Below are 23,536 nucleotides of genomic sequence, written 5' to 3'. Positions count from 1 at the left end.
AAACTGTCGTCAGTGTGACCTACAGTGCGGACATGTCACTGACCGAGCCCACGATCATCGGAGCGCTGTCGCCCTCCCGCGCCGGTGACTTCATGACGTGCCCGTTGCTCTACCGCTTCCGGGTGATCGACCGGCTGCCCGAGCCGCCGTCGCCCGCCGCGGTGCGCGGCACGATGGTCCACTCGGTGCTGGAGCGCCTCTACGACCTCCCCGCCCCCGGGCGCACGGTCGCCGCGGCCCTGGAGCTGCTGGAGCCGCAGTGGCGCAGGCTGCTGGCCGAGGACCCCTCCTACGGCGGCATGTTCGCCGACGAGCGGGAGCAGGCCCAGTGGCTGTCCCAGGCCCGCTCCATGCTGGAGCGCTACTTCACCCTTGAGGACCCCACCTGCCTGGAGCCCGCCGAGCGCGAGCTGTACGTGGAGGCGGTGCTCGACAGCGGCCTGATGCTGCGCGGCTACATCGACCGGCTGGACGTCGCGCCGACCGGCGAGGTGCGCGTGGTCGACTACAAGACCGGCAGCGCTCCCGGACCGGCCTTCGAGGCCAAGGCGCTGTTCCAGATGAAGTTCTACGCGCTGACGCTGTGGCGGTTGCACGGCTCGGTGCCCCGCCTGCTGCAGCTGATGTATCTGGGGGGCGGCGGCGAGGTGCTGCGCTACGCCCCCGACGAGGCCGACCTGCGCGCCACCGAGCGCAAGGTGCAGGCCCTGTGGACGGCCATCGAGCGGGCGATGGAGACCGGCGAGTGGCCCCCCAGGCCCGGCCGCCTGTGCGACTGGTGCAGCTACAAGGAGCTGTGCCCGGAGTTCGGCGGCACTCCCCCGCCGCTGCCCGAGCGGCAGCCGGGCGACACCGTGCGCAGCACCCGCGGCGCGCCCAGGGCCGCCACCGACGAGCTCTGAGCGGCACGGGCCGGCGCGCGAGGGCGTGAGAGGCCCCGGGGACGGCGCCCGGCGCCGGACCGGTCCGCAGTACGGATCCCCGCGGGTCATCCGTGGGGATGAGGGCGATATCCCCCTGCAGCAGGGTGGCTGTGAGAGTGGGACGCCTAAATTGATTGTGTGCGCAACACCCCGGACGGCCTGCGGGCCTGGCTCCACCGACACCCGCTGATCCCCGACGCCGTCCTGGCCGGGATGCTGGCGGCCGCCGCGGTGCCCTGCGCCTACGCCCCCTCCCTGGCCGGCTTCGACGCCCCGGCCGGGCTCCGGGAGCCCGGCGCGCTGAGCCTCGCCCTGACCCTGGCCGGCTGCCTGTCCACGGCGCTGCGCCGCAGCCGGCCGTTCGCGATGCTCTTCCTGGTCGTCCTCGCCGAGGTGACGCTGGCGTCGCTGGACCAGAGCGGCTCCCTGCTGTGGGTGGCCGCGCTGGTGCTGGTCTACACGGTCGCCGCCCACCGCGGCCTGGCGCTCAGCCTGTGCGCGCTGGCGCTGAGCCTGACCTGCCGCGCCCTCCTGGCGGTGACGGTCACCGGGCCCGCCGACCGCACGGCCCACCTGTTCGTGGCCGTGCTGACCATGACCCTGTGGATCGCCGGCCGGGGCGCCCGGCTGCGCCGGGCCTACCTCGCCGAGCTGCGCGAGCGGGCCGCCCGGACGGAACGGGCCCGGGAGTCCGACACGCGGGCGGCCAGGGCCGAGGAGCGCTCCCGCATCGCCCGCGAGCTGCACGACGTGGTCGCCCACCACGTGAGCGTGATGACCGTCCAGGCGTCCGCGGCGCGCCGGGTGCTGGCCACCAACCCCGACGGCGCCCGGGAGGCGCTGTCGGCGATCGAGGAGATGGGCCGGACCGCGATGGCCGAGATGCGCAACATCGTGGGCGTGCTCAGGACCGACGCGGCGCCCGCCGAGCGCAGCCCCCAGCCGGGGGTGCAGGAGATCCCCACGCTGGTCGACCAGATGCGCGAGGCGGGCCTGCGGACGCAGCTGTGGATCGAGGCCGAGGGAGGTCCGCTGCCGCCCGGTGTCGATCTGGCCGCCTACCGGCTGGTCCAGGAGGCGCTGACCAACAGCCTGCGGCACGCGGGGCCCCGGGCCCGCGCCTGGGTGACGGTCCGGCAGGGCCCGGGCGAGCTGGCCGTACAGGTCGAGGACGACGGCCGCGGCGCCGAGCCGCCCGCCCCCGCCACCGACCGGACCGGGCACGGGCTGGTCGGCATCCGCGAGCGTGTGGCCCTCTATGGTGGAATCCTGAGGATCGGCCCGCGTCCGGAGGGCGGATTCGAGGTCAATGCCCGGTTCCCCCTCAAGGACGTGTGATGACGATCAGAGTGTTACTGGTGGACGACCAGCCACTGCTGCGTACCGGCTTCCGGCTCATCCTGGAGGCCGAGCCGGACGTCACCGTGGTGGGCGAGGCCGGGGACGGCAAGGCCGCCCAGGACCAGTCGCGCGCGCTGATGCCCGACGTGGTGCTGATGGACATCCGGATGCCGGGCGTGGACGGCATAGAGGCGACCCGCCGGATCGTCCGGGAGGCCACCGGCGGGGCCCACGTGCCGAGGGTGCTGGTGCTGACGACCTTCGACCTGGACGAATACATCGTGGAGGCGCTGCGCGCCGGGGCCAGCGGCTTCCTGCTCAAGGACGTCCCGCCCGACGAGCTGGTGCAGGCCATCCGGGTGGTCGCGGCGGGCGACGCCATCGTCGCGCCGAGCGTGACCCGGCGGCTGCTGGACAGGTTCGGGGCGCGCCTGCCCTCGGCGCACCAGCAGTCCACCCCGGCCCGCCTGGACCGGCTCACCGAGCGTGAGATGGAGGTGCTGCGGCTGATCGCCCGGGGCATGTCGAACGCGGAGATCGCCGCCGAGCTCGTGGTGAGCGAGACGACGGTCAAGACCCACGTCGGCAACGTGCTCACCAAGCTCGGCCTGCGCGACCGCGTCCAGGCGGTGGTCCTGGCCTACGAGACCGGTCTGATCACCCCGGGCGCCATCCCCTAGCCTCCCTGCGGGAGGAGGGCCTCGGAGCGGAGCCCGGCGAGGATCCGGGCGAGCACCGGCCGGGTGTCGGCACGCCGCCAGGCGACGGCGGTGGTGCAGCGGCAATCCTCGGCCAGCAGGACGAACACCACTCCGGCGCGGGCGTAGTGCTCGTCGGTGCCCTCCGAGAGCAGGGCGACGCCCTGGCCGGACGCGACCAGCTCCAGGGTCTCCTCGATCGCCGAGGAGCCGACCTCCCCCGCGATGTCCGTCACCCCGATGAAGGCCGGGTGGCGGAAGGCCCGCCAGACCGGGTCGGGGCTGCGGGGCACCACCCAGACGCGGCCGGCCAGGTCGGCGGGGCCGGCCACGGGCAGCCGGGCGAGCGGGTCGCCGACCGGCACCGCGACGGCCCGCCGGTCGCTGCCGAGGATCAGTGTGTCCAGGGCGTCGCCGGTGGTCAGCGGCGGCCACACCACGGCCAGGTCGCTGGCCCCGGTCAGCAGGCCGCAGGCCGGGTCGTCGAAGTCGAAACGGCGCAGCCGGACCTGCCCGCCGGAGGCGCGCCGCACGCCGTCGAGGAGCCGGGAGGTGCTCGCGCCGGCCGCCTCGCCCATGAAGCCCACGGTCAGCTCGGTGCCGCCCCCGGCCAGCAGAGCCGTGAGCTCGTCGGCGGCGGCCGTCACCGCCGCCGCGTGGGCCAGCACCCGGCCGCCCAGCTCGGTCAGGCGCACGCCGTCGCGGTCGCGGACCAGCAACCGCCGCCCGGCGGTGGCCTCCAGCCGCTTCACGGCGGTGCTCACGGTGGGCTGGCTGACCCCGAGCGAGATGGCCGCCTCCCGGAACGATCCGGTGCGGGCCACCGCGACGAACGCCCGCACGGCCGGCAATGTGACGTCCATCCCGCAAGGATAGCCATCGGCTATCGGCATAGCCGCAAACTATTAACCCGGGTCGAGCTACCCGGCCGACGATTGACCCATGACAGACCAGCCGGGCGCACGGACGTCCGAGACCGGGCGGCGGAGTCAGGCCGATCCGGCCACCGCCCCTCCGGCGCCGCCCGGCGCCCCCATGCCGGACGCTGAGTCCCGGCGGGGTGACACGCGACCGGCCCCCGGATCCGCACCGGACACGCGGACCCCGCAAGGGGACACGCGACGGGACCTCGGATCCGTGCCGGACGTGGAGACCCCACAGGAGGACACGCGACCGGACCTCGGGCCCCTCCCGGGCACGCAGACCCCGCAAGGGGACACGCGACGGGACCTCGGATCCGTGCCGGACGTGGAGACCCCGCAGGGGGACACGCGGTCGGACCTCGGGCTCGCGCTGGGCGCGGCGGCGGGGGCGGCCACCTACTCGGCGGTGTTCGGCGCGGCGGCGGTGGAGCAGGGCTGGTCCTCGTGGGAGGCGGTGCTGGCCAGCGCCGTGGTGCACGCCGGGGGCAGCCAGATCGTCGGGCTGACCGCACTGGGCGGCGGCGCCCCCGAGGCGCTGGGCGGCGCGGCGGGGGCCGCCGGGCCGGGCGGCGGCGCGGTGGCCGCGGCGGTGGTCGCCGCGTCGCTGGTCAACCTGCGGCTGACCGCGTTCGGGCTGGCGCTGGGCGACGTCTTCCGGACCAGGTGGGGCCGGTGGCTGGCCGCACATCTGGTCTCCGACGAGTCAGTGGCGGCCGCGGTGTCACGCGGGGCCCCGGCCGCGCGCAGGCGGACGTTCCTGCTGGTCGGGACGGTGCTGTTCACCGGCTGGGTGGGTGGCACGGCCGCCGGGGCGGTGCTCGGCTCGGTGCTGCCGGCCGGAGCCCGGGGAGCGGTGGACGGGGCCGCCGCGGCGGCCTTCGCCGCGCTGCTCGTCCCCCTGCTCCGCACCCGTCGCCAGACGGCGGTCGCCGCGGGGGCCGCGGCCCTGGCGCTGGTGGCATCGTGGTGGCTGCCACCGGGCCTGCCGATCCTCGTCGCCGCGCTGGCCGCCGTCCCGGCCGTGGTGAGGTCCGCGTGAACACCGCCCCGCCCGCCCACAGCCCTGTCCGCAGCCCCGTCCGCGCCCCTGCTCACAGCACCACCCCGCCCCCCATGGAGACCACCTGAACGCCGTCCCACCCATCCACGGCCCTGCCCGCACCCCTGCTCACAGCAGGGCCCGACCGGCCACCCCGACCCCCATGGAGACCATGTGAGCGCCGTTCTGCTGTTCGTCGCGGGGCTGGCCGCCGTGACCTACCTGCTCCGGCTGGCCGGGGTGAGCACGGCCGCCCGGGCCGGGATGGACGGGCGCTGGAGCCTGTTCACCGCCCTGCTGCCGGTGGCGCTGCTGGCCGCCGTCGTGACCGTCCAGGCGGCGCCCGCCGGCCGTCCGGCGGTCCACCTGGCCGTCGCCGCCGTCGTGGCGGGGGTGGCCGCCCGGCGCCTCGGATTCCTGCCCGCCATGCTCCTCGGCACCGCCGCCGGAGCACTCGTGAGCCTTGGAGGCTTTTGATGATCATACGTGAACTGGACCCTGACGACCTCGGCGCCTGCCTGCGGCTCGCGGAGGACCGGCAGTGGTCGCGAGAGGAGCGCAAATGGCTCTTCCTGCTCCAGGGCGGGGAGGGCTACGGGATCGTCGACCCGGACGGGGAACTGGTGGCCTCCGCCGTACTGACCCGCTACGGCACGCGCACCGCGGCGGTCAGCATGGTGCTGGTGGCCTCGCGTCACGGGGGGCGGGGGCTGGGCAGACGCCTGATCGGCCATGTGCTGGAGCAGGCGCGCGGCGCGACCGTCTTCCTGAACGCGACCGAGATGGGCCGCCCCCTCTACGAGCGGCTCGGCTTCCGGGTGACGGGTGGGGTCGCCATGCATCTGGGGACCTTCACCGGGCAGGCGTCCGGCGCGTCCCGCGCCGCCTCCCCCGAGGATCTGAAGGCGATCGCCGACCTCGACGCCGAGGTCGTCGGCGCTGACAGGTCCGCCCTCCTGGCGAGGTACGCGGGCTTCGCCGAGCAGCTCCGGGTGATCGAGAACGGGCGGGGGATCTCGGGGTACGCCGGGATGTGGCGCAACGTGGGCAGCACGGTCGTCGGGCCGGTGATCGCGGCGAGCCCCGCCGACGCCCGGTCCCTGATCGCCGATCTCGCCTCCCAGGTCGACGGCCCGGTCCGGCTGGAGATCGAGGACCGTAACGCGCCGCTGGCGCGGTGGCTGGCCGGGCACGGGGTGGTCGCGGGGATGCGGACCTCGGACATGGTCGCCGGCGGGGAGTCCCTGCCCGGCGACCGGAGCCGGTTCTTCGCGCCGGTCATGTCCGCGCTGGGCTGACGGACCCGCCTCACAGGCCACCCGGCCGGACCCCCACCCGGTCACGCCCACACTGAACCGACGGACCCACCCCACTAGCCACCCGGCCGCCCCCCACCCGGTCACGCCCGTCGGACGGCGGGCACGGGCCCGTGCCGGGATGCCGGGCCGACCCCGTCCGGTCAGGTCCAGGCCGAGGTGACGGGGGTGCCCACCTCCGTCGCGGTGGGGTCGTGGGCGCTCGCGGCGGCCTGGATGCTCCCCGCCGCGATCTCCTCGGCCCAGTGGCAGGCGACCTTCCGGCCGGGACGTATCTCCCGCAGCTCGGGTGGCTCGTCGGCGCACCGCTCCGGCCGGCGGAACGGGCAGCGGGTGTGGAAGCGGCAGCCGGCCGGGACGTCCACCGGGGACGGCAGGTCCCCGGTGAGCAGGATCCGCCGCCTGCGCTCCTCGACCTCGGGGTCCGGGATCGGGATCGCCGACATCAGCGCGATCGTGTAGGGGTGCAGCGGCTCGGCGTACAGCTCGTCGGAGGAGGCCTCCTCCACCAGCGCGCCGAGATACATCACGCCGATGACGTCGCTGACGTGGCGCACCACCGCCAGGTCGTGGGCGACCACGATGTAGGTGAGGCCGAGCTGCTCCTGCAGGTCCTCCAGCAGGTTGACGATCTGGGCCTGGATCGAGACGTCCAGGGCGGAGACCGGCTCGTCGGCGATGATCAGGGCGGGGTTGAGGGCGATCGCCCTGGCGATGCCGACGCGCTGGCGCTGGCCGCCGGAGAACTCGTGGGGGTAGCGGCCGGCGGCCGCGGCCGGGAGTCCCACCAGGTCGAGCAGCTCGCGCACCCGCCGTGGCCTGCTGCCGGTGAAGCCGTGGGCCCGTAGCGGCTCGGTGAGCACCGACTCCACGCTCTGGCGGGGGTCGAGGCTGGCCAGGGGGTCCTGAAAGATCATCTGCATGTGCCGCCGGAGCAGGCGCATCCGCTCCGGGCCCAGCGTCCCGACGTCGGCGCCGTCGAACAGGACGGTCCCGGCCGTGGGCTCCACCAGCCTGAGCACGGCCTTGCCGAGCGTGCTCTTGCCGCAGCCCGACTCCCCCACCAGGCCGTAGGTCATGCCGCGCCGTACGTCGAGGTCGACGCCGTCGACAGCCCGGACGTGGCCCGCGACCCGTTGCAGCAGGACGCCTTTCCTGACCGGGAAGTGGACCTTCAGCCCCCGGACGGACAGCAGCGGCTCCGGGCTCATGGGGTGACCACCTCGGCCTCCAGCGGGTTGAAACAGCGCAGGCCGTGAGGGTCTCCGCGCAGCTGGGGGGCCGCGGTGGCGCACTCGGCGATCCGGTTGCGGCAGCGGGGGGCGAAGGCGCAGCCCCGCGCCCAGGGGATGGTGTCGCGGGGCGAGCCCTGGATGGGTTCGAGGCGTGTGCCGCGCGGCCGGTCGAGACGGGGGACGGAGGCGAGCAGGCCGCCGGTGTAGGGGTGGCGGGGGCGGCGGAAGAGCTCGTGGCGGGGGGCCCGCTCGACGATCCGGCCGGAGTACATCACGTGCACCGTGTCGCACATCCCGGCGACCACCCCGAGATCGTGAGTGATCAGCACGAGGGCGGTGCCGGTGTCGGAGACCAGGGCCTTGAGCAGTTCGAGGATCTGCGCCTGGATGGTGGCGTCCAGCGCCGTGGTGGGTTCGTCGGCGATGAGGAGCCGGGGGCGGCAGGCCAGCGCGGTCGCGATCAGCGCGCGCTGGCGCATGCCTCCGGAGAGCTGGTGGGGATACTCCCGCAGCCGCCGCGAAGGGTCGGGGATGCCCACCCGGCGCAGCAGCCCGGCGGCCTCCTGCCGTGCCTCGCCCGAGCTCATCGCGCGGTGGCGGACGAGCACCTCGGCCACCTGGACCCCGATGGGCACCACCGGGTTGAGCGAGGTCATCGGGTCCTGGAACACCACGGCCAGGTCCCGCCCGCGCAGGGTGCGCAGCTTGTCGGCGGGCAGGGAGAGCAGCTGGGTCCCGTCGAAGGCGACGCCGCCCTCCACCAGGACGCCGCGCCGCGGCAGCAGGCCCATGACCGCCAGGGAGGTGACGGACTTGCCGCAGCCCGACTCCCCCACCAGGCCGACGGTCTCACCCGGGGCCACCGTGAAGCTGACACCGTCCACGGCGCGCACGTCGGCGCGGCCCCGCTGCCGGAAGACCACGTTCAGGTCCTCGACCTTGAGCAGACTCACACGTCACCGCCGATACTTGGGGTCGAGGGCCTCGCGCAGCGACTCCCCGAGCAGGGTGAAGCCGAGCGCCGCGAAGACGATCGCCAGCCCGGGGAAGACCGCGAGCAGCGGCGCGCTGGACAGGTAGCGCTGGGTGTCGGCCAGCATCCGGCCCCATTCGGGGATGCCGGGGTCGTTGCTGGACAGGCCCAGGAAGGCCAGGCCGGCCGCGTCCACGATCGCGGTGGCCAGGGTCAGCGTGCCCTGCACGATGACCGGGGTCAGCGAGTTGGGCAGGATGTGGCCGAGCACGATCCGCCGCCGCCGCACGCCGACCGCCCTGGCCGCCAGCACGTAGTCGGACTGGCGCTGGGCCAGCATCTGGCCGCGCAGCAGGCGGGCGAAGATCGGCATGTTCACCACCGCGATGGCGATCATCACGGCGTCCAGCCCCGCCCCCAGCATGGCCGCGACGCCGATGGCGAACAGCAGGCCGGGGACCGACAGCACCATGTCGACCAGGCGCATCACGACGGTGTCGACCACGCCTCCGAAGGTCCCGGCGAGCAGCCCGAGCAGCAGCCCGCCCGCCATGCCGAGCAGCAGCGAGACCACGCCGATGACCAGGGACCAGCGGGCCCCCCACAGGACGCGGGTGAGCTCGTCGCGGCCCAGGTCGTCCAGGCCGAACCAGTGCTCGGCCGACGGGCCCGGGATGGAGGTGGGGGTGACCTGGCCGACCGGCCGGTCCGGCGGGAAGGGCGCCAGCCACGGGGCGAGCAGGGCGACCGCGACGAACAGGAACACCAGGAGCGCGCCGGTGATCGCGACGGGGTTGCGCCGCAGCCGGCGCCAGGCGTGCCCGCCGAGGCCGCCGCCGGCCTCCTCCGGCGCGATGGCCGCCTCGGCCTGGGACAGGCTCATGCCGCCCACCTCGCCAGGACGCCTCGACCGTTCACGCCACCCTCACTCTCGGGTCGATGAGCCCGTAGGCGATGTCGACCAGCAGGTTGACCAGTACGAAGACCACGGCGGTGAACAGGATGAAGCCCTGCAGCACGGCGTAGTCCCTGGCGGCGATCGAGTCGGCCGTGAACTTGCCGAAACCCGGGAAGGCGAAGACGGTCTCGGTCAGCACGGCGCCGCCGAGCAGCAGCCCGACCTGCAGGCCGACGATCGTGGTGACCGGGAGCATGGCGTTGCGCAGCACGTGCCGCCCCCGGATCGTGGACCGCCTGAGCCCCTTGGCCTCGGCGGTGCGCACGTAGTCCTCGTGGAGCACGTCCAGCACGGAGGCGCGGGTGATGCGCACCACGATCGCCAGTGGGATGGTCCCGAGCGCGACACCGGGCAGGACCAGGTGCGCCAGCGCGTCCCAGAACGCCTCCGGGTTGCCGGTGACCAGCCCGTCCAGCACGTAGAACCCGGAGGGGTGCGCGGTGTCGAGCAGCGGGTCCTGGCGGCCGTCGGTGGGCAGGATCCCGAGCTTCTCGGCGAAGACGAACTTGAGCATGTAGCCGAGGAAGAAGACCGGGATCGTGATGCCGAACAGCGATCCGGCGACCGAGACGTGGTCGAGCCAGGTGCCGTGGCGGCGGGCGGCGAAGTAGCCGAGGGGGATGCCCACCCCCACCGCGAAGATCATCGCGGTGAGGGAGAGCTCCACCGTGGCGGGGAAGGTCCGCAGCAGTTCCTCCAGGACCGGGTGCTGGGTCCGGCTGGACACGCCCAGGTCTCCGCGCAGGGCGTTGCCCGCCCAGGTGAGGTACTGCTCGTACCAGGGGCGGTCCAGGCCGTAGAGCCTCTTGACCCGCTCGACGGCCTCCGGTGTGGCCCGCTCCCCGAGCAGCGCCTCCGCGGGCCCGCCCGGCAGCGCCCTGACCCACAGGAACAGCAGGATCGACAGTCCCAGCAGGATCGGGACGAGCAGTGCCAGCCGCCTGACGACGAACCTGAGCATCTGTCAGGACAGCGAGATCGCGGCGAAGACGTCGTTGAGCACCGGGCTCGGCACCCAACCCTGGACGTTCTTGGCCGCGGCCGAGAACGAGGGGCTCTGCGCGTACGGCACGCCCGGCACAAACTCGGCGATCAGCGCGTTCGCCCGCTTGTACAGCTCCTCGCGCTTGGCCTGGTCCGGCTCCCGTTCGGCGTCGTCCAGCACCTTGAAGATCGCCTCGTTCCTGAACGACCACTGGCTGGAGAAGGACTGGAACAGGGTGCCGAGGAAGTTGTCGGGGTCGCCGTAGTCGCCGTTCCAGCCGAGCATGTACAGCGGGCAGTCGCCGGCCTGGGAGATGTTCAGGTAGTCGGGGCTCCACGGCGAGGTCTTCGGGGTGACCTTGAAGCCGGCGGCCTCCAGGTCGGCCTTCATCAGCTGGAAGTTGCCGGCCGGGTCGACCATGTAGGCGCGGCTGACGCCGCTCGGGTAGCAGAACTCCAGCGTCGGGTTCTTCTCCCCGGACTCGGCGATGAGCTGCCGGGCCTTGTCCACGTTGTAGTCGTATCGGGTGAAGTCCTCGGTGTAGCTCCACAGGCTGTCCGGCATGAACGCGTTGGCGACCTTGGCCCCCGCGCCGTACTTGGTCTTCACCACGTTCTCGCGGTTGATCGCGTGGGCGATCGCCTGCCGGATCTTCTGGTTCTGCATGATCTTGGTCCGCTGGCTGAACCCGAGGTAGCCCAGGTTGAACGGGGCCCGCTCGATCACCTGCACCCCGGCGCTCTTGAGCGACTCCAGGTCCGCCGGGTCGGCGTAGTCGAAGGCGTGGACCGAGCCCGCGCGCAGCGCCTGCGCCCGGTCGGCGGCCTTCTCGATGGGACGGAATATGATCTTGCTGAGCTTGGCCTTCTCGCCCCAGTAGTCGTCGTTGCGGACCAGCTCCAGCTTGTCGCCGCGGGTCCAACTGGAGAATTTGAACGGCCCGGTGCCGACCGGGTGCTCGGTGCCGAAGGTCCCGGTGAACTGCGGCGACTCGGCGGTCCCGCTCACCTCGTCGGCCTTGTAGTCCTTCAGCGCCTTGGGGCTGGCGATGCCGAAGGACGACAGCGTCAGCGCCGACAGCACCGCGGCGGAGGGCTCGGTGAGCTTGAGCTCCACGGTGCCGTCGCCCTTGGCCGCGCACCCGCCGTACAGGCTCTTGCCGAGGCTGTCGGACTCGTTCTTGGCGAAGCCCCGGAAGACGGTCACCCAGTAGTAGGAGACCGAGTCGGACTGCGAGAGCCCCGTGAAGTTGTACCAGCGCTCGAAGTTGGCGCACACGGCCGCGGCGTCGAAGGGCTCGCCGTCGTGGAACCTGACCCCCTTGCGGAGCGTGAAGGTGTAGGTTTTGGCGTCCTTGCTGACCTTCCAGCTCTCCGCCAGGCCGGGCACGATGCCGGTGCCTCCCTTCTCGGTCGCCACCAGCGTCTCGAAGATCTGGTTGGTCACCCGGGAGGACTCCCCGTCACTGTGGTAGGCCGGATCGAGGATGCTGGGATCGGCCGACGAGGCGAAGATGAGGGTCGAGCCCTTCGCCGCGTCGGTCGCGGTGGCTCCCGGCTCCGCACCGCCTCCACCGCCACAGGCCGCCGTGGAGACGGCCAGGGCCGTCCCCACGATCACCGCCGCCGTACCGCGCAGGGGCACACCGTCTCGTCGCATGCTGCACCTCATCGCCGTCTCGCGGCCGGGTCGCGGCCGTCATGCGGACCTACCTTGATCGCAGGATCCACGGGGAGGCCGGGGCTGACCAGCCCCGGCGAGAGGCTGTGGCGCAAATGTGACAGTCGCCGGTCAAGAGCGGCAATGGAGCGTTGCAAAACGCCTGAACGCCTCCGCCGTACGGCATGCCGTACGGCGGAGGCGTTCAGCGGGCGCTCAGGTCGCGCGGTTCACCGGCCGGACCGGCGCGGCCGGCCGCTCAGGCGGTCGTGGCCTCCACGGTCTGCTGGGCCGCCGGCGCGTTCTCCGGGAAGTGGCAGGCCACCTGGTGGCCGGCGGCGAGCTCGACCAGCGGCGGCTCCACCGTCTTGCAGACCGCCTGGGCCTTCCAGCACCGGGTGTGGAAGCGGCAGGCGGGCGGCGGGTTGAGCGGGCTCGGCACGTCGCCCTGGAGCCGGATGCGCTCGCGGTCCTTGCGCCGGGCCGGGTCGGGGACGGGCACCGCCGACATCAGGGCGTTGGTGTAGGGGTGCATGGGCGATTCGTACAGGGCCTTGCGGTCGGCCAGCTCGACGATCTTGCCCAGGTACATGACCGCGACCCGGTCGCTGATGTGCCGGATGACCGACAGGTCGTGCGCGACGATGACGTAGGTCAGGTCGAGCTCGTTCTGCAGGTCCTCCAGGAGGTTGACCACCTGGGCCTGGATCGACACGTCCAGGGCGGAGACCGGCTCGTCGGCGATGATGAGCTTGGGCTTGAGGGCCAGCGTGCGGGCGATGCCGATGCGCTGGCGCTGGCCGCCGGAGAACTCGTGCGGGTAGCGGTTGTAGTGCTCGGGGTTGAGCCCGACCAGCTCCAGGATCTCCTGGACCGCCTTCTTGGTGCCCTGCTCGGTCTGGATGCCCTGGATCCGGTACGGCGCGCCGACGATGGCGCCCACCGTGTGGCGGGGGTTGAGCGACGAGTAGGGGTCCTGGAAGATCATCTGCATGTCGCGGCGGAGCGGCCGGATGGCCGACTGCGACATGTGCGTGATGTCGTGGCCCTCGAAGACGACCTTGCCGCCGGTGGGCTCCAGCAGGCGGGTGATCAGGCGGCCGGTGGTGCTCTTGCCGCAGCCCGACTCGCCCACCAGGCCGAGCGTCTCGCCCTTGCGGACGTCGAAGCTGACGCCGTCGACGGCCTTCACCGCGCCGATCTGACGCTTGAGCAGGCCCTTGGTCACCGGGAAGTGCTTCTGCAGCCCCTGGACGGACAGCAGCGCCTCGGGATCGGTCACAGCCGCGCCCTTGTCATCAACCGTCACGTGCTCTCCATCATCGGCTTGATCTCGTTTTCCCAGATGGCCCGCCGTTCCGCGCGCGGCAGGTGGCAGCGGACCAGGTGACCGCCCTCGGTCTCCAGGAGCTCGGGCACCTCGGTGGTGGCCTTGCCACCGGTGCGGTCGTCGTAGGCGCACCGGGGGTTGAAGGCGCACCCGGCCGGCACGTTGATCAGGGAGGGCGGGGTGCCCTTGATCGGGAGCAGCCGCTCGGTGGGCTCGCGGTCCAGGCGGGGCATCGACCCCAGCAGACCCCAGGTGTAGGGGTGCTCGGGCCGGTAGAAGATGTCCTCGGCGGAGCCGTACTCGATGCACTTGCCGCCGTACATCACCAGGATGTCGTCCGACAGCTCGGCGACCACGCCGAGGTCGTGGGTGATGATGATCAGCGCGGAGTTGAACTCGCGCTGCAGGTCCAGCATCAGGTCCAGGATCTGTGCCTGGACCGTCACGTCGAGGGCGGTGGTCGGCTCGTCGGCGATCAGCAGCTCGGGGTCGCACGACAGCGCCATGGCGATCATGGCGCGCTGGCGCATGCCGCCGGAGAACTCGTGGGGGTAGCTGTCGACGCGCTTGTCGGGCTGCGGGATGCCCACCCGGCCGAGCATGTCGATCGCGTGCTTGCGCGCGACCGCCTTGCTGACGTTGTGGTGGATCCGGTACGCCTCGATGATCTGGGCGCCGACGGTGTAGAAGGGGTGCATCGACGACAGCGGATCCTGGAAGATCATCGCCATCTTCTTGCCGCGCAGCGTGCGCACGTGGTCGCCGCTCGCGCCGACGAGCTCCTCGCCGTCGAGCCAGATCTCACCGGAGATCCTGGCCCGGCCGCCCTTGTGCAGCCCCAGGATGCCGAGGCTGGTCACGCTCTTGCCGGACCCCGACTCGCCCACGATGCCCAGGGTCTTGCCCCGGTCGAGCTTGAAGGACAGGCCGTCGACGGACTTGACCAGGCCGTCTTCGGTCGGGAAGTGGATGCGCAGGTCGCGCAGCTCCAGGAAGGAGTCGGGCGCAGTCGTCATGACAGCCTCACCCTCGGGTCGACCACCGCGTACAGGACGTCCACGATGAGGTTGGCCAGGACGATGAAGAAGGCGGCGAACAGGGTCACACCCAGCACGATGGGCAGGTCGTTGCCCCGGATCGCGTCGATGACCAGCTTACCGATGCCGGGGATGGAGAAGGTGCTCTCGGTGAGCACCGCGCCGCCCAGCAGCAGGCCGAGGTCGAGGCCGAAGATCGTGAGGATCGGGGTCAGCGTGGCGCGCAGGGCGTGCTTGGTGACCACCGTGCGCTCCTTGAGGCCCTTGGCGCGAGCGGTGCGGATGTAGTCCTCGCCCATCGTCTCCAGCATGCCCGCCCGGGTGAGCCGGGCGTAGAGGGCCGCGTAGAGGAAGGCCAGGGTGATCCAGGGGAGCACGAGCGACTGGAACCACATGATCGGATTCTCGGTGAGCCCGATGTAACTGCCTCCGCCGGGGAAGATCCCGAGCGTGTAGGCGAACACCGACAGCGAGACCAGGCCGGTGAAGTAGATCGGCAACGACACCCCGGCCAGCGCCACCGTCATTGCCGCGCGGTCGAGCGCGGTGCCGCGTCTCAGCGCGGAGACGACGCCGATGCTGACTCCGACGGCGAGCCAGGTGATGGCCGCGCCCAGGGCGAGCGACAGGGTCGCCGGGAGCCGGTCGAGCAGCGTCGGCCAGACCGGCTGGTTGTTGTTGAAGGAGAAGCCAAAGCAGGGCGCCGGGCACTCGGCCTTCTTCGGACCGAGCGAGTAGTCCTGGCCGACGACGATGCCCTGGGCGAACCGGCCGTACTGCACGATGAGCGGGTCGTCCAGGTGGAGTCTCTTGACAGCGCCCTGGATCGCCTCGGGCGTGGCATCCCGCCCGACGTAACGCGACGCCATGCCCTCAGGGGTCTGTCCCAGGGCACGCGGGATGAGAAAGAAGATCGCGAAAGTGGCCACGCTGACGATGACGAGCATCAGCACGGCCGCGATCACGCGGCGGACGATGAAAGCGACCACGATCGTTCGGCCGGGGCGCCCGGGAGGATCGCTCCCGGGCGCCGTCAGGCCTTCACCTGCCTTTGGCTAGCTAGAGAAGGACTACTGCTTGACGCCGAGCCACGTGTAGTCGTACATGCCGTAGGCGGGGTGCACGTACACGTTGGTCAGGTTCGCGGGACGGAAGATGAGGGTCTTCTCGTAGACGAACGACATGAACGCCGCCGACTCCATGACCTTCTTGTCCACCTCGGCCCAGATCTCGTTGCGGGCCGCGGTGTCGGTGGTCTGGATGCCCTTGTCGAGCAGCTCGTTCACCGACTGGTCGTTCAGCTCCATCATGTTGTAGTTGCCGGAGGCCTTGATGAAGCGGCCGTCGACGATCTGCGACAGGAAGCCGAAGCCGGACGGCCAGTCGGCGCCCCAGCCCGCGATCATGATGCCCAGGTTGTTCTTGTGCACGAACTCCGGCTTGCCGGCGTACTGCGCGCTCCAGTCACCCGAGGGGTACTTCTTGATCGTGGCCTTGATGCCGACCCGGTCGAGCGAAGCCTGCAGGGCCTCGGCGACCTGGACCTCCTTGGTCCGGTCACCGCGGACCGCGATGTTGGCCGTGAAGCCGTTCGGCTGGCCACAGGCCGCCAGGTGCTCCTTGGCCTTGGCCAGGTCGCCCTTGTGGTCGGCGCCGTTGGGGTAGAGGTCGAACTGCTTGTAGCCGACCGTGGTCGGGGTCATCGCGGTGGTGCCGATCTCACCGCCGAGCGGGCCACCCCACGGCGCCTGGGTGGCGACCTTGTCGGTGGCGTACTGGACGGCCTTGCGGCAGTCGATGTTGTCGAACGGCTTGACGGCCGTCGACATCATCGCGTAGCGGTTGAAGGGCGTGAACGGGTTGTCCGTCGAGTCCTTCAGCTTGGGGTCGGCGACGATCTTGGCGCGGGCCGCGGTCTGGACACCGGTGCCGGCCAGGTCGACCTGGATCTGCCCGGCGAGCAGACGCTGGTCGATGTCCTCGGCGTTCTGCTTGAACTGCACCTCGATGCGGTCCGGCAGCTGCTTGCGGGTGGTGTCGGTGGCCGGGTCCCAGTTCTCGTTCTTCACGAGGTTGAACTGCTTGCCGACCTCGTGGCTCTCGATCTTGTAGGGACCGGTGGAGGCCACGGTCTTCTCGTAGTCGAGACCGGTGTCCTTGGCCTGCGGCACCGGCGCGGACTGCGGGTTGGCCGTCAGGAAGTCGAACTCGGCGAACGGGTCCTTGAGCTTGAAGACGACGGTGTAGTCGTCCGGCGTCTCGACACCCTTGAAGTCATCGAGGTTCTTGTCCTTGTAGGGACCCTTGTAGTCACCGGCGTCGAGGTACTGGGCGAAGTACTTCGGGCCGTCGGTGAGCTCGGAGGTGAAGTTGCTGCGGGCGATGGCGTACTTGACGTCCGCGGCCTTGACCTCGGTGCCGTCGTCGTACTTGATGCCCTTCTTGATCTTGTAGGTCCAGGTCTTGCCGTCTTCGCTCGGCACACCGGGGCCCTCGGCCAGGTCCGGGACGAGCTTGAGGCCCGCCTCGCCCGGCGCGGCGGCGTAGGTCATCAGCGGACGGGAGTACAGACGCGAGAAGTTCCAGTTCCACGCGTAGTAGGTGTTACCCGGGTCCATGGAGTCGGGCTCGTCCGACAGGGCGAACTTGAGCGTGCCGCCCTTGGCGTCGGAGGCGTTGACGACCTTGGTGTAGCCGTCGTTGTGCTTGGCGCCCGATCCGGCGGCACCGGCGCCCTTGTCCCCGGAGCTCGTGTTGCCACCGCCACCGGCCGTGCCGCCGCAGGCGGCCAGACCCATGGTCAGCGCAGTGCCCAGCGCGGCGAGCGCCAGAGCGTTGGTCTTCCTCATCGTGGTTGTACACCCCTTGTCATGAGTGACGGTGATATAGAGGAGCGGAAGCGTTGCCGCTACCGGGCTCGAGGGTCGAGGGCGTCCCGGAGCCCGTCGCCCAGCAGGTTGAAGGCCATCACGGTGATGAAGATCGCGAGGCCCGGGACGATCATGAAGTGCGGGGCTATCTGGTAGTAGTCCACCGCGCGGGTCAGCATGCCGCCCCAGGACGCCTGCGGCTCGGCCACGCCCACGCCCAGGAACGACAGCGCGGCCTCGAACAGGATGTTCGTGGGGATGAGCAGCGTGGCGTAGACGAGGATCGGCGCGATGAGGTTCGGGAACATCTCGCGGAAGATGATGTAGCGGCTGCCCGCCCCCAGGGAGCGCGCCGCGTCCACGAACTCGCGCTCGCGCAGCGACAGGGTCTGGCCACGCACGATGCGCGCAATGTAGGGCCAGTTGAAGAAACCGATGATGAACACGATCACCGCGATCCGCAGGCCGTTGCCCTCCAGGCCGAGCGCCTGGTCGGGGACGGCGCCGACGATGGCGATCGCGAACAGCAGCAGCGGGAAGGCCAGGAAGATGTCCATCAGGCGGCTGATGACGGTGTCGGTCCAGCCGCCGAAGTATCCCGCGAGCACGCCCAGCAGCGAGCCGAGCACCACCGAGACCAGCGTGGCGAGGAAGGCCACCAGCAGCGAGATCTGCGCGCCGGACAGGATCCTGGCGAAGATGTCGCGGCCGTTGACCGGCTCGAGGCCGAACGGGTGCTCCAGGCTGATGCCGCCCGCGGCCGCGGTCGGAGCGCTGGTCAGCGGGTCGATGAGGTCGTTGTTCGGGATGTTCGGCAGGTCGCCGAACAGCGCGATCAGGCCGCCGAAGGGACGCTCGGCGAAGATCGCCACCAGCGTCAGGAAGACCACGACGAAAGCGCCGATAATCGCCGCCTTGTCGCGTTTGAGGCGCATCCAGGCGATCTGGCCGAGCGAACGGCCTTCGATGGCCTTTCCGCCCGCCCCTTGAAGCACGGCCTCCGGCTGGGCCTCCATGGCCTGCCCGGAGACGTCAAGCGGTGCGGTCATACAGTGGCCCCCTGGATCCCAGACGACGTTGTCCGATGGACGCGCCCCCCGGGTCGGGGGCCCGCGTCCTGAGTCTACGAGTCCGTTTCACGGTCTCGTGACGCAGAATCTATGGGCTGATCTGCGCTGACTAGTCCCCTGGGGCGCTATGTGGCTCAACTGTGATTCACGTGCAATTCATTTGTTTTGATCTTCAAGCGAATGTCCGCAAGCCGTCCCGCTTCTGTCTCGGATTTGTGACATTGCACTGGAAGGTGACTGAGCGTCACCCGATCCCGCGGCGCTTGAGAATCGCTTCGATGTCGGAGAAGTCATCGTCCGCGGCCGGCTTGCGGGCAGGCTCGGACTGCTTGCCGGCGGGCGCGGCCGGGCGCTTGGGGAGCGGCTGCGTGGCGGCCTGTCCAGCCGTCACGGACCTGCCCGGCGCGGCGGGAGGCGCCGCCGCGGGGGCCGCGGGCGCGGCGGAGGCGGCCGTACGGCGGCCCCGCAGCACGCCGGTGACCAGGAACAGCACCAGGGAGAGCCCGGTCACGGCCACCCCGGCCCACACCATGGGGCTGAACACCGCTCCGGCGAAGAATCCGACGACCGCCGTGCCGATCTGCCACAGGGTGGGCAGCGCACCGGTCAGATAGGCCGCCAGCGGCAGCAGCGACCAGGCCACGCCGCGCAGCCCCGCCACGACCCCCCGGCGGCGCATCGACAGGAAACTCAGCACCAGCCCCACCCCGGTCACCCCGGCGCAGAGCGGCAACCACGCGATCTGGTCGAACGACATAGTGGACCGCCCCCTCGTATCGGCTTACCGGTTCCATCCTGGCACGCCCCGCCGGGACGGTCCCTCCTCCTTGGGGAGGGATCATCCCTTAGGACCCGGCGGGACCGTCCCCTAGGGGACCCCAGGCGCCCAACCCCGGAGGGAGCGTGGGCGCCCGGCCCTGAAGACCCTCGGGCGCCCCACAGCCTCGCCGTGGAGCGGCACCGGGCACCGCCCCGGCGTCCGGTCAGGGTTCCCGGGCCGACAGCTCCCGCAGGACGTCGACGTCGATCTCGCGCAGGGAGTCGACGACGAGGCGGCCGGGCGCGGACGGGATCGGCAGCACGCTCGGCACCGCCACCACCCGGCAGCCCGCGGCGGTGGCCGAGGTCACCCCGTTCGGGGAGTCCTCCAGCGCGACGCAGCGGGCCGCGGCCACGCCCAGCAGCCGGGCCGCCGTCAGGTAGGGCTCCGGGTCGGGTTTGGTCCGCGCGACGTCGTCGCCGGTCACCACGTGGTCGAAGTTGTCCCTGCCGATGCCCTTCAGGCACGCCTCGGCGATCGGCCGCACCGAGGAGGTGACCAGGGCGGTGCGCAGGCCCGCCCCCCGTACGGCCGCCAGCAGCTCGGCGGCGCCGGGCATCAGCTCCACGCCGTCGGCGAGCCTGCCGGTCATGCCCTCCAGCATCCAGGTCGCCACCTCCTCCGGGTGGGCGCTCGCCCCGGAGACCCTGAGCATGTAGGCCACGGCGGACGGCATCGAGCCGCCCACCAGGTGCTCCTGGTCGGCGGGCCCCCAGCCGCCGCCGAGCCGTTCCATCACCTCGGTCTCGACCTGGAACCAGATCTTCTCGCTGTCGACGAGGAGCCCGTCCATGTCGAAGAGAACCGCGTCCATACCCCGGAGAACCCCTTACGGTCAGACGTTGAAGTAGTTGGCCTCGGGGTGGTGGACGACCAGTGCGGACGTCGACTGCTCGGGGTGGAGCTGGAACTCCTCCGACAGGTTCACCCCGATCCGGGAGGGGTCGAGCAGCTCCATGAGCTGGACCTGGTCCTCCAGGTTGGGGCAGGCGGGGTAGCCGAAGGAGTAGCGGCAGCCGGTGACGTTGACCTTCAGCATGTCCTCCAGCGACTCGTCACCGCCGATCTCCAGCTCGCTGCGGACCCGCGCGTGCCAGTATTCCGCGAGCGCCTCGGTGAGCTGCACCGACAGGCCGTGCAGTTCGAGATAGTCGCGGTAGGCGTCCTTGGCGAACAGCTCGGCGGCGGCCTCGGAGACCCGGTTGCCCATGGTGGCCACCTGGAAGGCGACCACGTCGACCTCGCCGGAGTCCTTGGACCGGAAGAAGTCCGACAGGCACAGGTGACGGTCACGGCGCTGGCGCGGGAAGGTGAACCTGGTCCGCTCGTTGCCCGCGTCGTCGAGGATGATCAGCGAGTCGCCGTCGCTGACGCACGGGAAGTAGCCGTAGGCGACGGCCGCCTCCAGCAGGCCCTCGGTCTGCATCCGCTCCAGCCACATCCGCAGGCGCGGCCGGCCCTCGGTCTCGACGAGCTCCTCGTAGGAGGGCCCGTCGCCGCCGCGCGCGGCCTTGAGGCCCCACTGGCCCATGAACGTCGCCCGCTCGTCCAGGAACGCGGCGTAGTCGGCCAGCGGGATGCCCTTGACGATCCGCTCCCCCAGGAAGGGGGCCTTCGGGACGGGATTGTCGGCGGCCACGTCGGAGCGGGCGGGTAGCTCCGCCTCCGGGGTCCGCACCAGCGTCGCGCCGGTCCTGACCCGCCGCTCGCGCAGCGGCGGCAGGCTCGCGCCGGCCTCGCCGCGCTTCACGGCCATGAAGGCGTCCATCAGGCGCAGCCCCTCGAAGGCGTCGCGGGCGTAGCGGACGTCGCCCTGGAACAGCTCGGCGAGGTCCTGCTCCACGTAGGCGCGGGTCAGGGCGGCGCCGCCGAGCAGGACGGGGAAGCGCTGGGAGATGCCCCGGGAGTTCATCTCCTCGAGATTCTCCTTCATGATGACCGTGGACTTCACCAGCAGCCCGGACATGCCGATGACGTCGGCGTTCTTCTCCTCGGCCGCCTCCAGGATCGTCGACACCGGCTGCTTGATGCCGAGGTTGACGACCTCGTAGCCGTTGTTGGACAGGATGATGTCGACCAGGTTCTTGCCGATGTCGTGCACGTCGCCCTTGACGGTCGCCAGCACGATGCGGCCCTTGGTCTCCCCCTCGACCCGGTCCATGTGCGGCTCCAGGTAGGCCACGGAGGTCTTCATGACCTCGGCGGACTGGAGCACGAACGGCAGCTGCATCTGCCCGGAGCCGAACAGCTCGCCGACGGTCTTCATGCCGTCGAGGAGCACGTCGTTGACGATCTCCAGAGCCGGCCGCCGGGCCAGCGCCTCGTCGAGGTCGGCCTCCAGGCCCTTGCGCTCACCGTCGACGATGCGGCGCTTGAGCCGCTCCCACAGCGGCAGGCCGAGCAGCTCGGCGGCCCGGTCGGCCTTGACCGAGGCGGCGTCCACGCCCTCGAACAGCTCCATGAACCGCTGCAGCGGGTCGTAGCCCTCCCGGCGGCGGTCGTAGACCATGTCCAGGGCCACCTGGCGCTGCTCGTCGGGGATGCGCGCCATCGGCAGGATCTTGGAGGCGTGCACGATGGCCGAGTCGAGGCCCGCGTTGACGCACTCGTTGAGGAAGACGCTGTTGAGGACGATGCGCGCGGCCGGGTTGAGGCCGAAGGAGATGTTGGACAGGCCGAGCACGGTCTGCACGCCCGGGTAGCGCCGCTTGAGCTCGCGGATGGCCTCGATCGTCTCCACGCCGTCGCGGCGGGTCTCCTCCTGGCCGGTGGCGATGGGGAAGGTGAGGGTGTCGATGAGGATGTCCTCGACGTTCATGCCCCAGTTGGCCGTCAGGTCCTCGATGATGCGGGTGGCGACCCTGACCTTCCACTCGGCGGTGCGGGCCTGGCCCTCCTCGTCGATGGTCAGCGCCATGACGGCCGCGCCGTGCGCCCGGACCAGCTTCATGATCTTGGTGAAGCGCGAGTCGGGGCCGTCGCCGTCCTCGTAGTTGACCGAGTTGATGATCGCCCGGCCGCCGATCATCTCCAGGCCGGCCTCCAGGACCGCGGGCTCGGTGGAGTCGAGCACGATCGGCAGCGTGGAGGCGGTGGCGAAGCGGAAGGCCAGCTCCTTCATGTCCTTGACGCCGTCGCGGCCCACGTAGTCGACGCAGAGGTCGAGCATGTGCGCGCCGTCGCGGGCCTGGGAGCGGGCGATCTCGACGCACTCCTCCCAGTTCTCGGCGAGCATCGCCTCACGGAAGGCCTTGGAGCCGTTGGCGTTGGTCCGCTCGCCGATCGCCAGGTAGGAGGTGTCCTGGCGGAAGGACACGTGCTGGTAGAGCGAGGCGGCCCCGGACTCGGGACGCGGGCGGCGGGGGGCGTGCTCGTTGCCGCGCACCCGCTCGACCACCTGGCGCAGGTGCTCGGGGGTGGTGCCGCAGCAGCCGCCGACCAGCGACAGCCCGAAGGACCGGGTGAAGTTCTCGTGGGCGTCGGCGAGCTCGCCGGGGGTGAGCGGGTAGTAGGCGCCGTCGGCGGTCAGCTGGGGCAGGCCCGCGTTGGGCATGCAGGACAGCTGCAGGCGGGCGTGCCTGGACAGGTGGCGCAGGTGCTCGCTCATCTCGGCGGGGCCGGTGGCGCAGTTGAGGCCGATGACGTCGACGCCGAGCGGCTCGATCGCGGTGAGCGCGGCGCCGATCTCCGAGCCGAGCAGCATCGCGCCGTTGGTCTCCACGGTGACCTGGGCGATGACCGGCACGTCGCGGCCGGAGTCGGCGATGGCCCGCTTGGCCCCGATGACGGCGGCCTTGACCTGGAGCAGGTCCTGGCAGGTCTCGATGATCAGCGCGTCGGCGCCGCCGGCGATGAGGCCGGCCGCGTTGTCGTAGTAGGCGTCGCGCAGCACGCCGTACGGCTTGTGCCCGAGGGTGGGCAGCTTGGTGCCGGGACCGATCGAGCCGAGCACGTAGCGGGGGTGGCTGGTGGCGGACCAGTGGTCGGCGGCCTCGCGGGCGACCCGGGCGCCGGCCTCCGACAGCTCGTAGGTCCGCTGGGAGATGTCGTATTCGCCGAGGGCGGCGAGGTTGGCGCCGAAGGTGTTGGTCTCGACGCAGTCGACGCCGACCTCGAAGTAGGCGTCGTGCACGGCCCGCACGATGTCGGGACGGGTGACGTTGAGCACTTCGTTGCAGCCCTCGTGACCTTCGAAGTCGTCCAGGGTGACGTCGTGCGCCTGCAGCATCGTTCCCATGGCCCCGTCGGCGACCATCACGCGCTCGGCCAGGACTTCACGGAAAGACGGTCTGCTAGTCATGAGAGAAAGCTTACTGGGAAGCGCCCAGACGTTATTCTTCCTGATTGTTCTTGTAGTAA

20 protein-coding genes are annotated in these 23,536 nt (G+C 71.2%); 6 read left to right on the top strand and 14 right to left on the bottom strand.

Annotated features, from left to right (window positions below; genetic code table 11):
• Positions 1-32: 32 nt before the first annotated feature.
• From J2S55_RS33560 to J2S55_RS33550, 3 genes are all read left to right on the top strand, one after another.
• Positions 33-902, top strand: coding sequence for a RecB family exonuclease (locus tag J2S55_RS33560; protein ID WP_306869096.1), 870 nt, complete (start codon positions 33-35; stop codon positions 900-902).
• 159 nt (positions 903-1,061) lie between these two features.
• Complete coding sequence (locus J2S55_RS33555) at positions 1,062-2,261, top strand: sensor histidine kinase (protein ID WP_306869093.1); 1,200 nt, start codon at positions 1,062-1,064, stop codon at positions 2,259-2,261.
• Positions 2,261-2,944: a response regulator gene (locus tag J2S55_RS33550; RefSeq protein ID WP_306869091.1), complete on the top strand. Its 684-nt coding sequence runs from the start codon at positions 2,261-2,263 to the stop codon at positions 2,942-2,944. The genes J2S55_RS33555 and J2S55_RS33550 overlap by 1 nt, the downstream gene beginning before the upstream one ends.
• Here the strand turns inward: J2S55_RS33550 and J2S55_RS33545 are convergent.
• The gene (locus tag J2S55_RS33545; RefSeq protein ID WP_306869089.1) at positions 2,941-3,825 is read right to left on the bottom strand and encodes a LysR family transcriptional regulator; all 885 of its coding nucleotides are present in this window, start codon (positions 3,823-3,825) and stop codon (positions 2,941-2,943) included. The genes J2S55_RS33550 and J2S55_RS33545 overlap by 4 nt on opposite strands.
• 376 nt (positions 3,826-4,201) lie before the next feature.
• Between J2S55_RS33545 and J2S55_RS33540 the strand changes: the two genes are divergently transcribed.
• The 3 genes from J2S55_RS33540 (at position 4,202) to J2S55_RS33530 (ending at position 6,222) form a co-directional block, all read left to right on the top strand.
• Positions 4,202-4,924: an AzlC family ABC transporter permease gene (locus J2S55_RS33540; protein WP_306869087.1), complete on the top strand. Its 723-nt coding sequence runs from the start codon at positions 4,202-4,204 to the stop codon at positions 4,922-4,924.
• A 174-nt stretch (positions 4,925-5,098) separates the two neighbouring features.
• The gene (locus J2S55_RS33535) at positions 5,099-5,401 is read left to right on the top strand and encodes an AzlD domain-containing protein (protein ID WP_306869085.1); all 303 of its coding nucleotides are present in this window, start codon (positions 5,099-5,101) and stop codon (positions 5,399-5,401) included.
• A complete protein-coding gene (locus J2S55_RS33530; protein WP_306869083.1) occupies positions 5,401-6,222 on the top strand; it encodes a GNAT family N-acetyltransferase in 822 nt (273 codons plus the stop codon). Before J2S55_RS33535 ends, J2S55_RS33530 begins: the two co-directional genes overlap by 1 nt.
• A 161-nt stretch (positions 6,223-6,383) precedes the next feature.
• Here J2S55_RS33530 and J2S55_RS33525 read toward each other — a convergent pair whose 3' ends face one another.
• From J2S55_RS33525 to metH, 13 genes are all read right to left on the bottom strand, one after another.
• Entirely contained in the window at positions 6,384-7,451 is a 1,068-nt protein-coding gene (locus J2S55_RS33525) for an ABC transporter ATP-binding protein (protein WP_306869081.1), read from the bottom strand.
• Positions 7,448-8,428, bottom strand: a complete 981-nt coding sequence (locus J2S55_RS33520; protein ID WP_306869078.1) for an ABC transporter ATP-binding protein — start codon at positions 8,426-8,428, stop codon at positions 7,448-7,450. The genes J2S55_RS33525 and J2S55_RS33520 overlap by 4 nt, the downstream gene beginning before the upstream one ends.
• 3 nt (positions 8,429-8,431) lie before the next feature.
• Entirely contained in the window at positions 8,432-9,331 is a 900-nt protein-coding gene (locus tag J2S55_RS33515) for an ABC transporter permease (protein WP_306869076.1), read from the bottom strand.
• Between the two features lie 31 nt (positions 9,332-9,362).
• The gene (locus tag J2S55_RS33510; protein ID WP_306869075.1) at positions 9,363-10,367 is read right to left on the bottom strand and encodes an ABC transporter permease; all 1,005 of its coding nucleotides are present in this window, start codon (positions 10,365-10,367) and stop codon (positions 9,363-9,365) included.
• 3 nt (positions 10,368-10,370) lie between these two features.
• On the bottom strand, positions 10,371-12,050 hold the full coding sequence (locus J2S55_RS33505; protein ID WP_306869072.1) for an ABC transporter substrate-binding protein: 1,680 nt from the start codon (positions 12,048-12,050) through the stop codon (positions 10,371-10,373).
• A gap of 259 nt (positions 12,051-12,309) precedes the next feature.
• On the bottom strand, positions 12,310-13,359 hold the full coding sequence (locus J2S55_RS33500; RefSeq protein WP_306869069.1) for an ABC transporter ATP-binding protein: 1,050 nt from the start codon (positions 13,357-13,359) through the stop codon (positions 12,310-12,312).
• On the bottom strand, positions 13,356-14,396 hold the full coding sequence (locus tag J2S55_RS33495; RefSeq protein WP_306869066.1) for an ABC transporter ATP-binding protein: 1,041 nt from the start codon (positions 14,394-14,396) through the stop codon (positions 13,356-13,358). Before J2S55_RS33495 ends, J2S55_RS33500 begins: the two co-directional genes overlap by 4 nt.
• On the bottom strand, positions 14,393-15,406 hold the full coding sequence (locus J2S55_RS33490; RefSeq protein ID WP_306869063.1) for an ABC transporter permease: 1,014 nt from the start codon (positions 15,404-15,406) through the stop codon (positions 14,393-14,395). The genes J2S55_RS33495 and J2S55_RS33490 overlap by 4 nt, the downstream gene beginning before the upstream one ends.
• Positions 15,407-15,487: 81 nt before the next feature.
• Positions 15,488-17,266, bottom strand: coding sequence for an ABC transporter substrate-binding protein (locus J2S55_RS33485; protein WP_306869060.1), 1,779 nt, complete (start codon positions 17,264-17,266; stop codon positions 15,488-15,490).
• A 59-nt stretch (positions 17,267-17,325) separates the two neighbouring features.
• The gene (locus J2S55_RS33480) at positions 17,326-18,336 is read right to left on the bottom strand and encodes an ABC transporter permease (RefSeq protein WP_306869057.1); all 1,011 of its coding nucleotides are present in this window, start codon (positions 18,334-18,336) and stop codon (positions 17,326-17,328) included.
• Between the two features lie 265 nt (positions 18,337-18,601).
• A complete protein-coding gene (locus J2S55_RS33475; RefSeq protein ID WP_306869054.1) occupies positions 18,602-19,114 on the bottom strand; it encodes a cellulose synthase in 513 nt (170 codons plus the stop codon).
• 226 nt (positions 19,115-19,340) lie between these two features.
• Complete coding sequence (locus J2S55_RS33470) at positions 19,341-19,991, bottom strand: HAD family hydrolase (RefSeq protein ID WP_306869052.1); 651 nt, start codon at positions 19,989-19,991, stop codon at positions 19,341-19,343.
• A gap of 21 nt (positions 19,992-20,012) precedes the next feature.
• A complete protein-coding gene (metH, locus tag J2S55_RS33465) occupies positions 20,013-23,477 on the bottom strand; it encodes a methionine synthase (protein ID WP_306869049.1) in 3,465 nt (1,154 codons plus the stop codon).
• Positions 23,478-23,536: the final 59 nt, after the last annotated feature.

Source organism: Streptosporangium brasiliense (assembly GCF_030811595.1).
Classification (GTDB): Bacteria; Actinomycetota; Actinomycetes; order Streptosporangiales; family Streptosporangiaceae; genus Streptosporangium; species Streptosporangium brasiliense.
The sequence above is the reverse complement of the archived record's forward strand: the minus strand, read 5'-3'. Positions and strand labels throughout refer to the sequence as shown.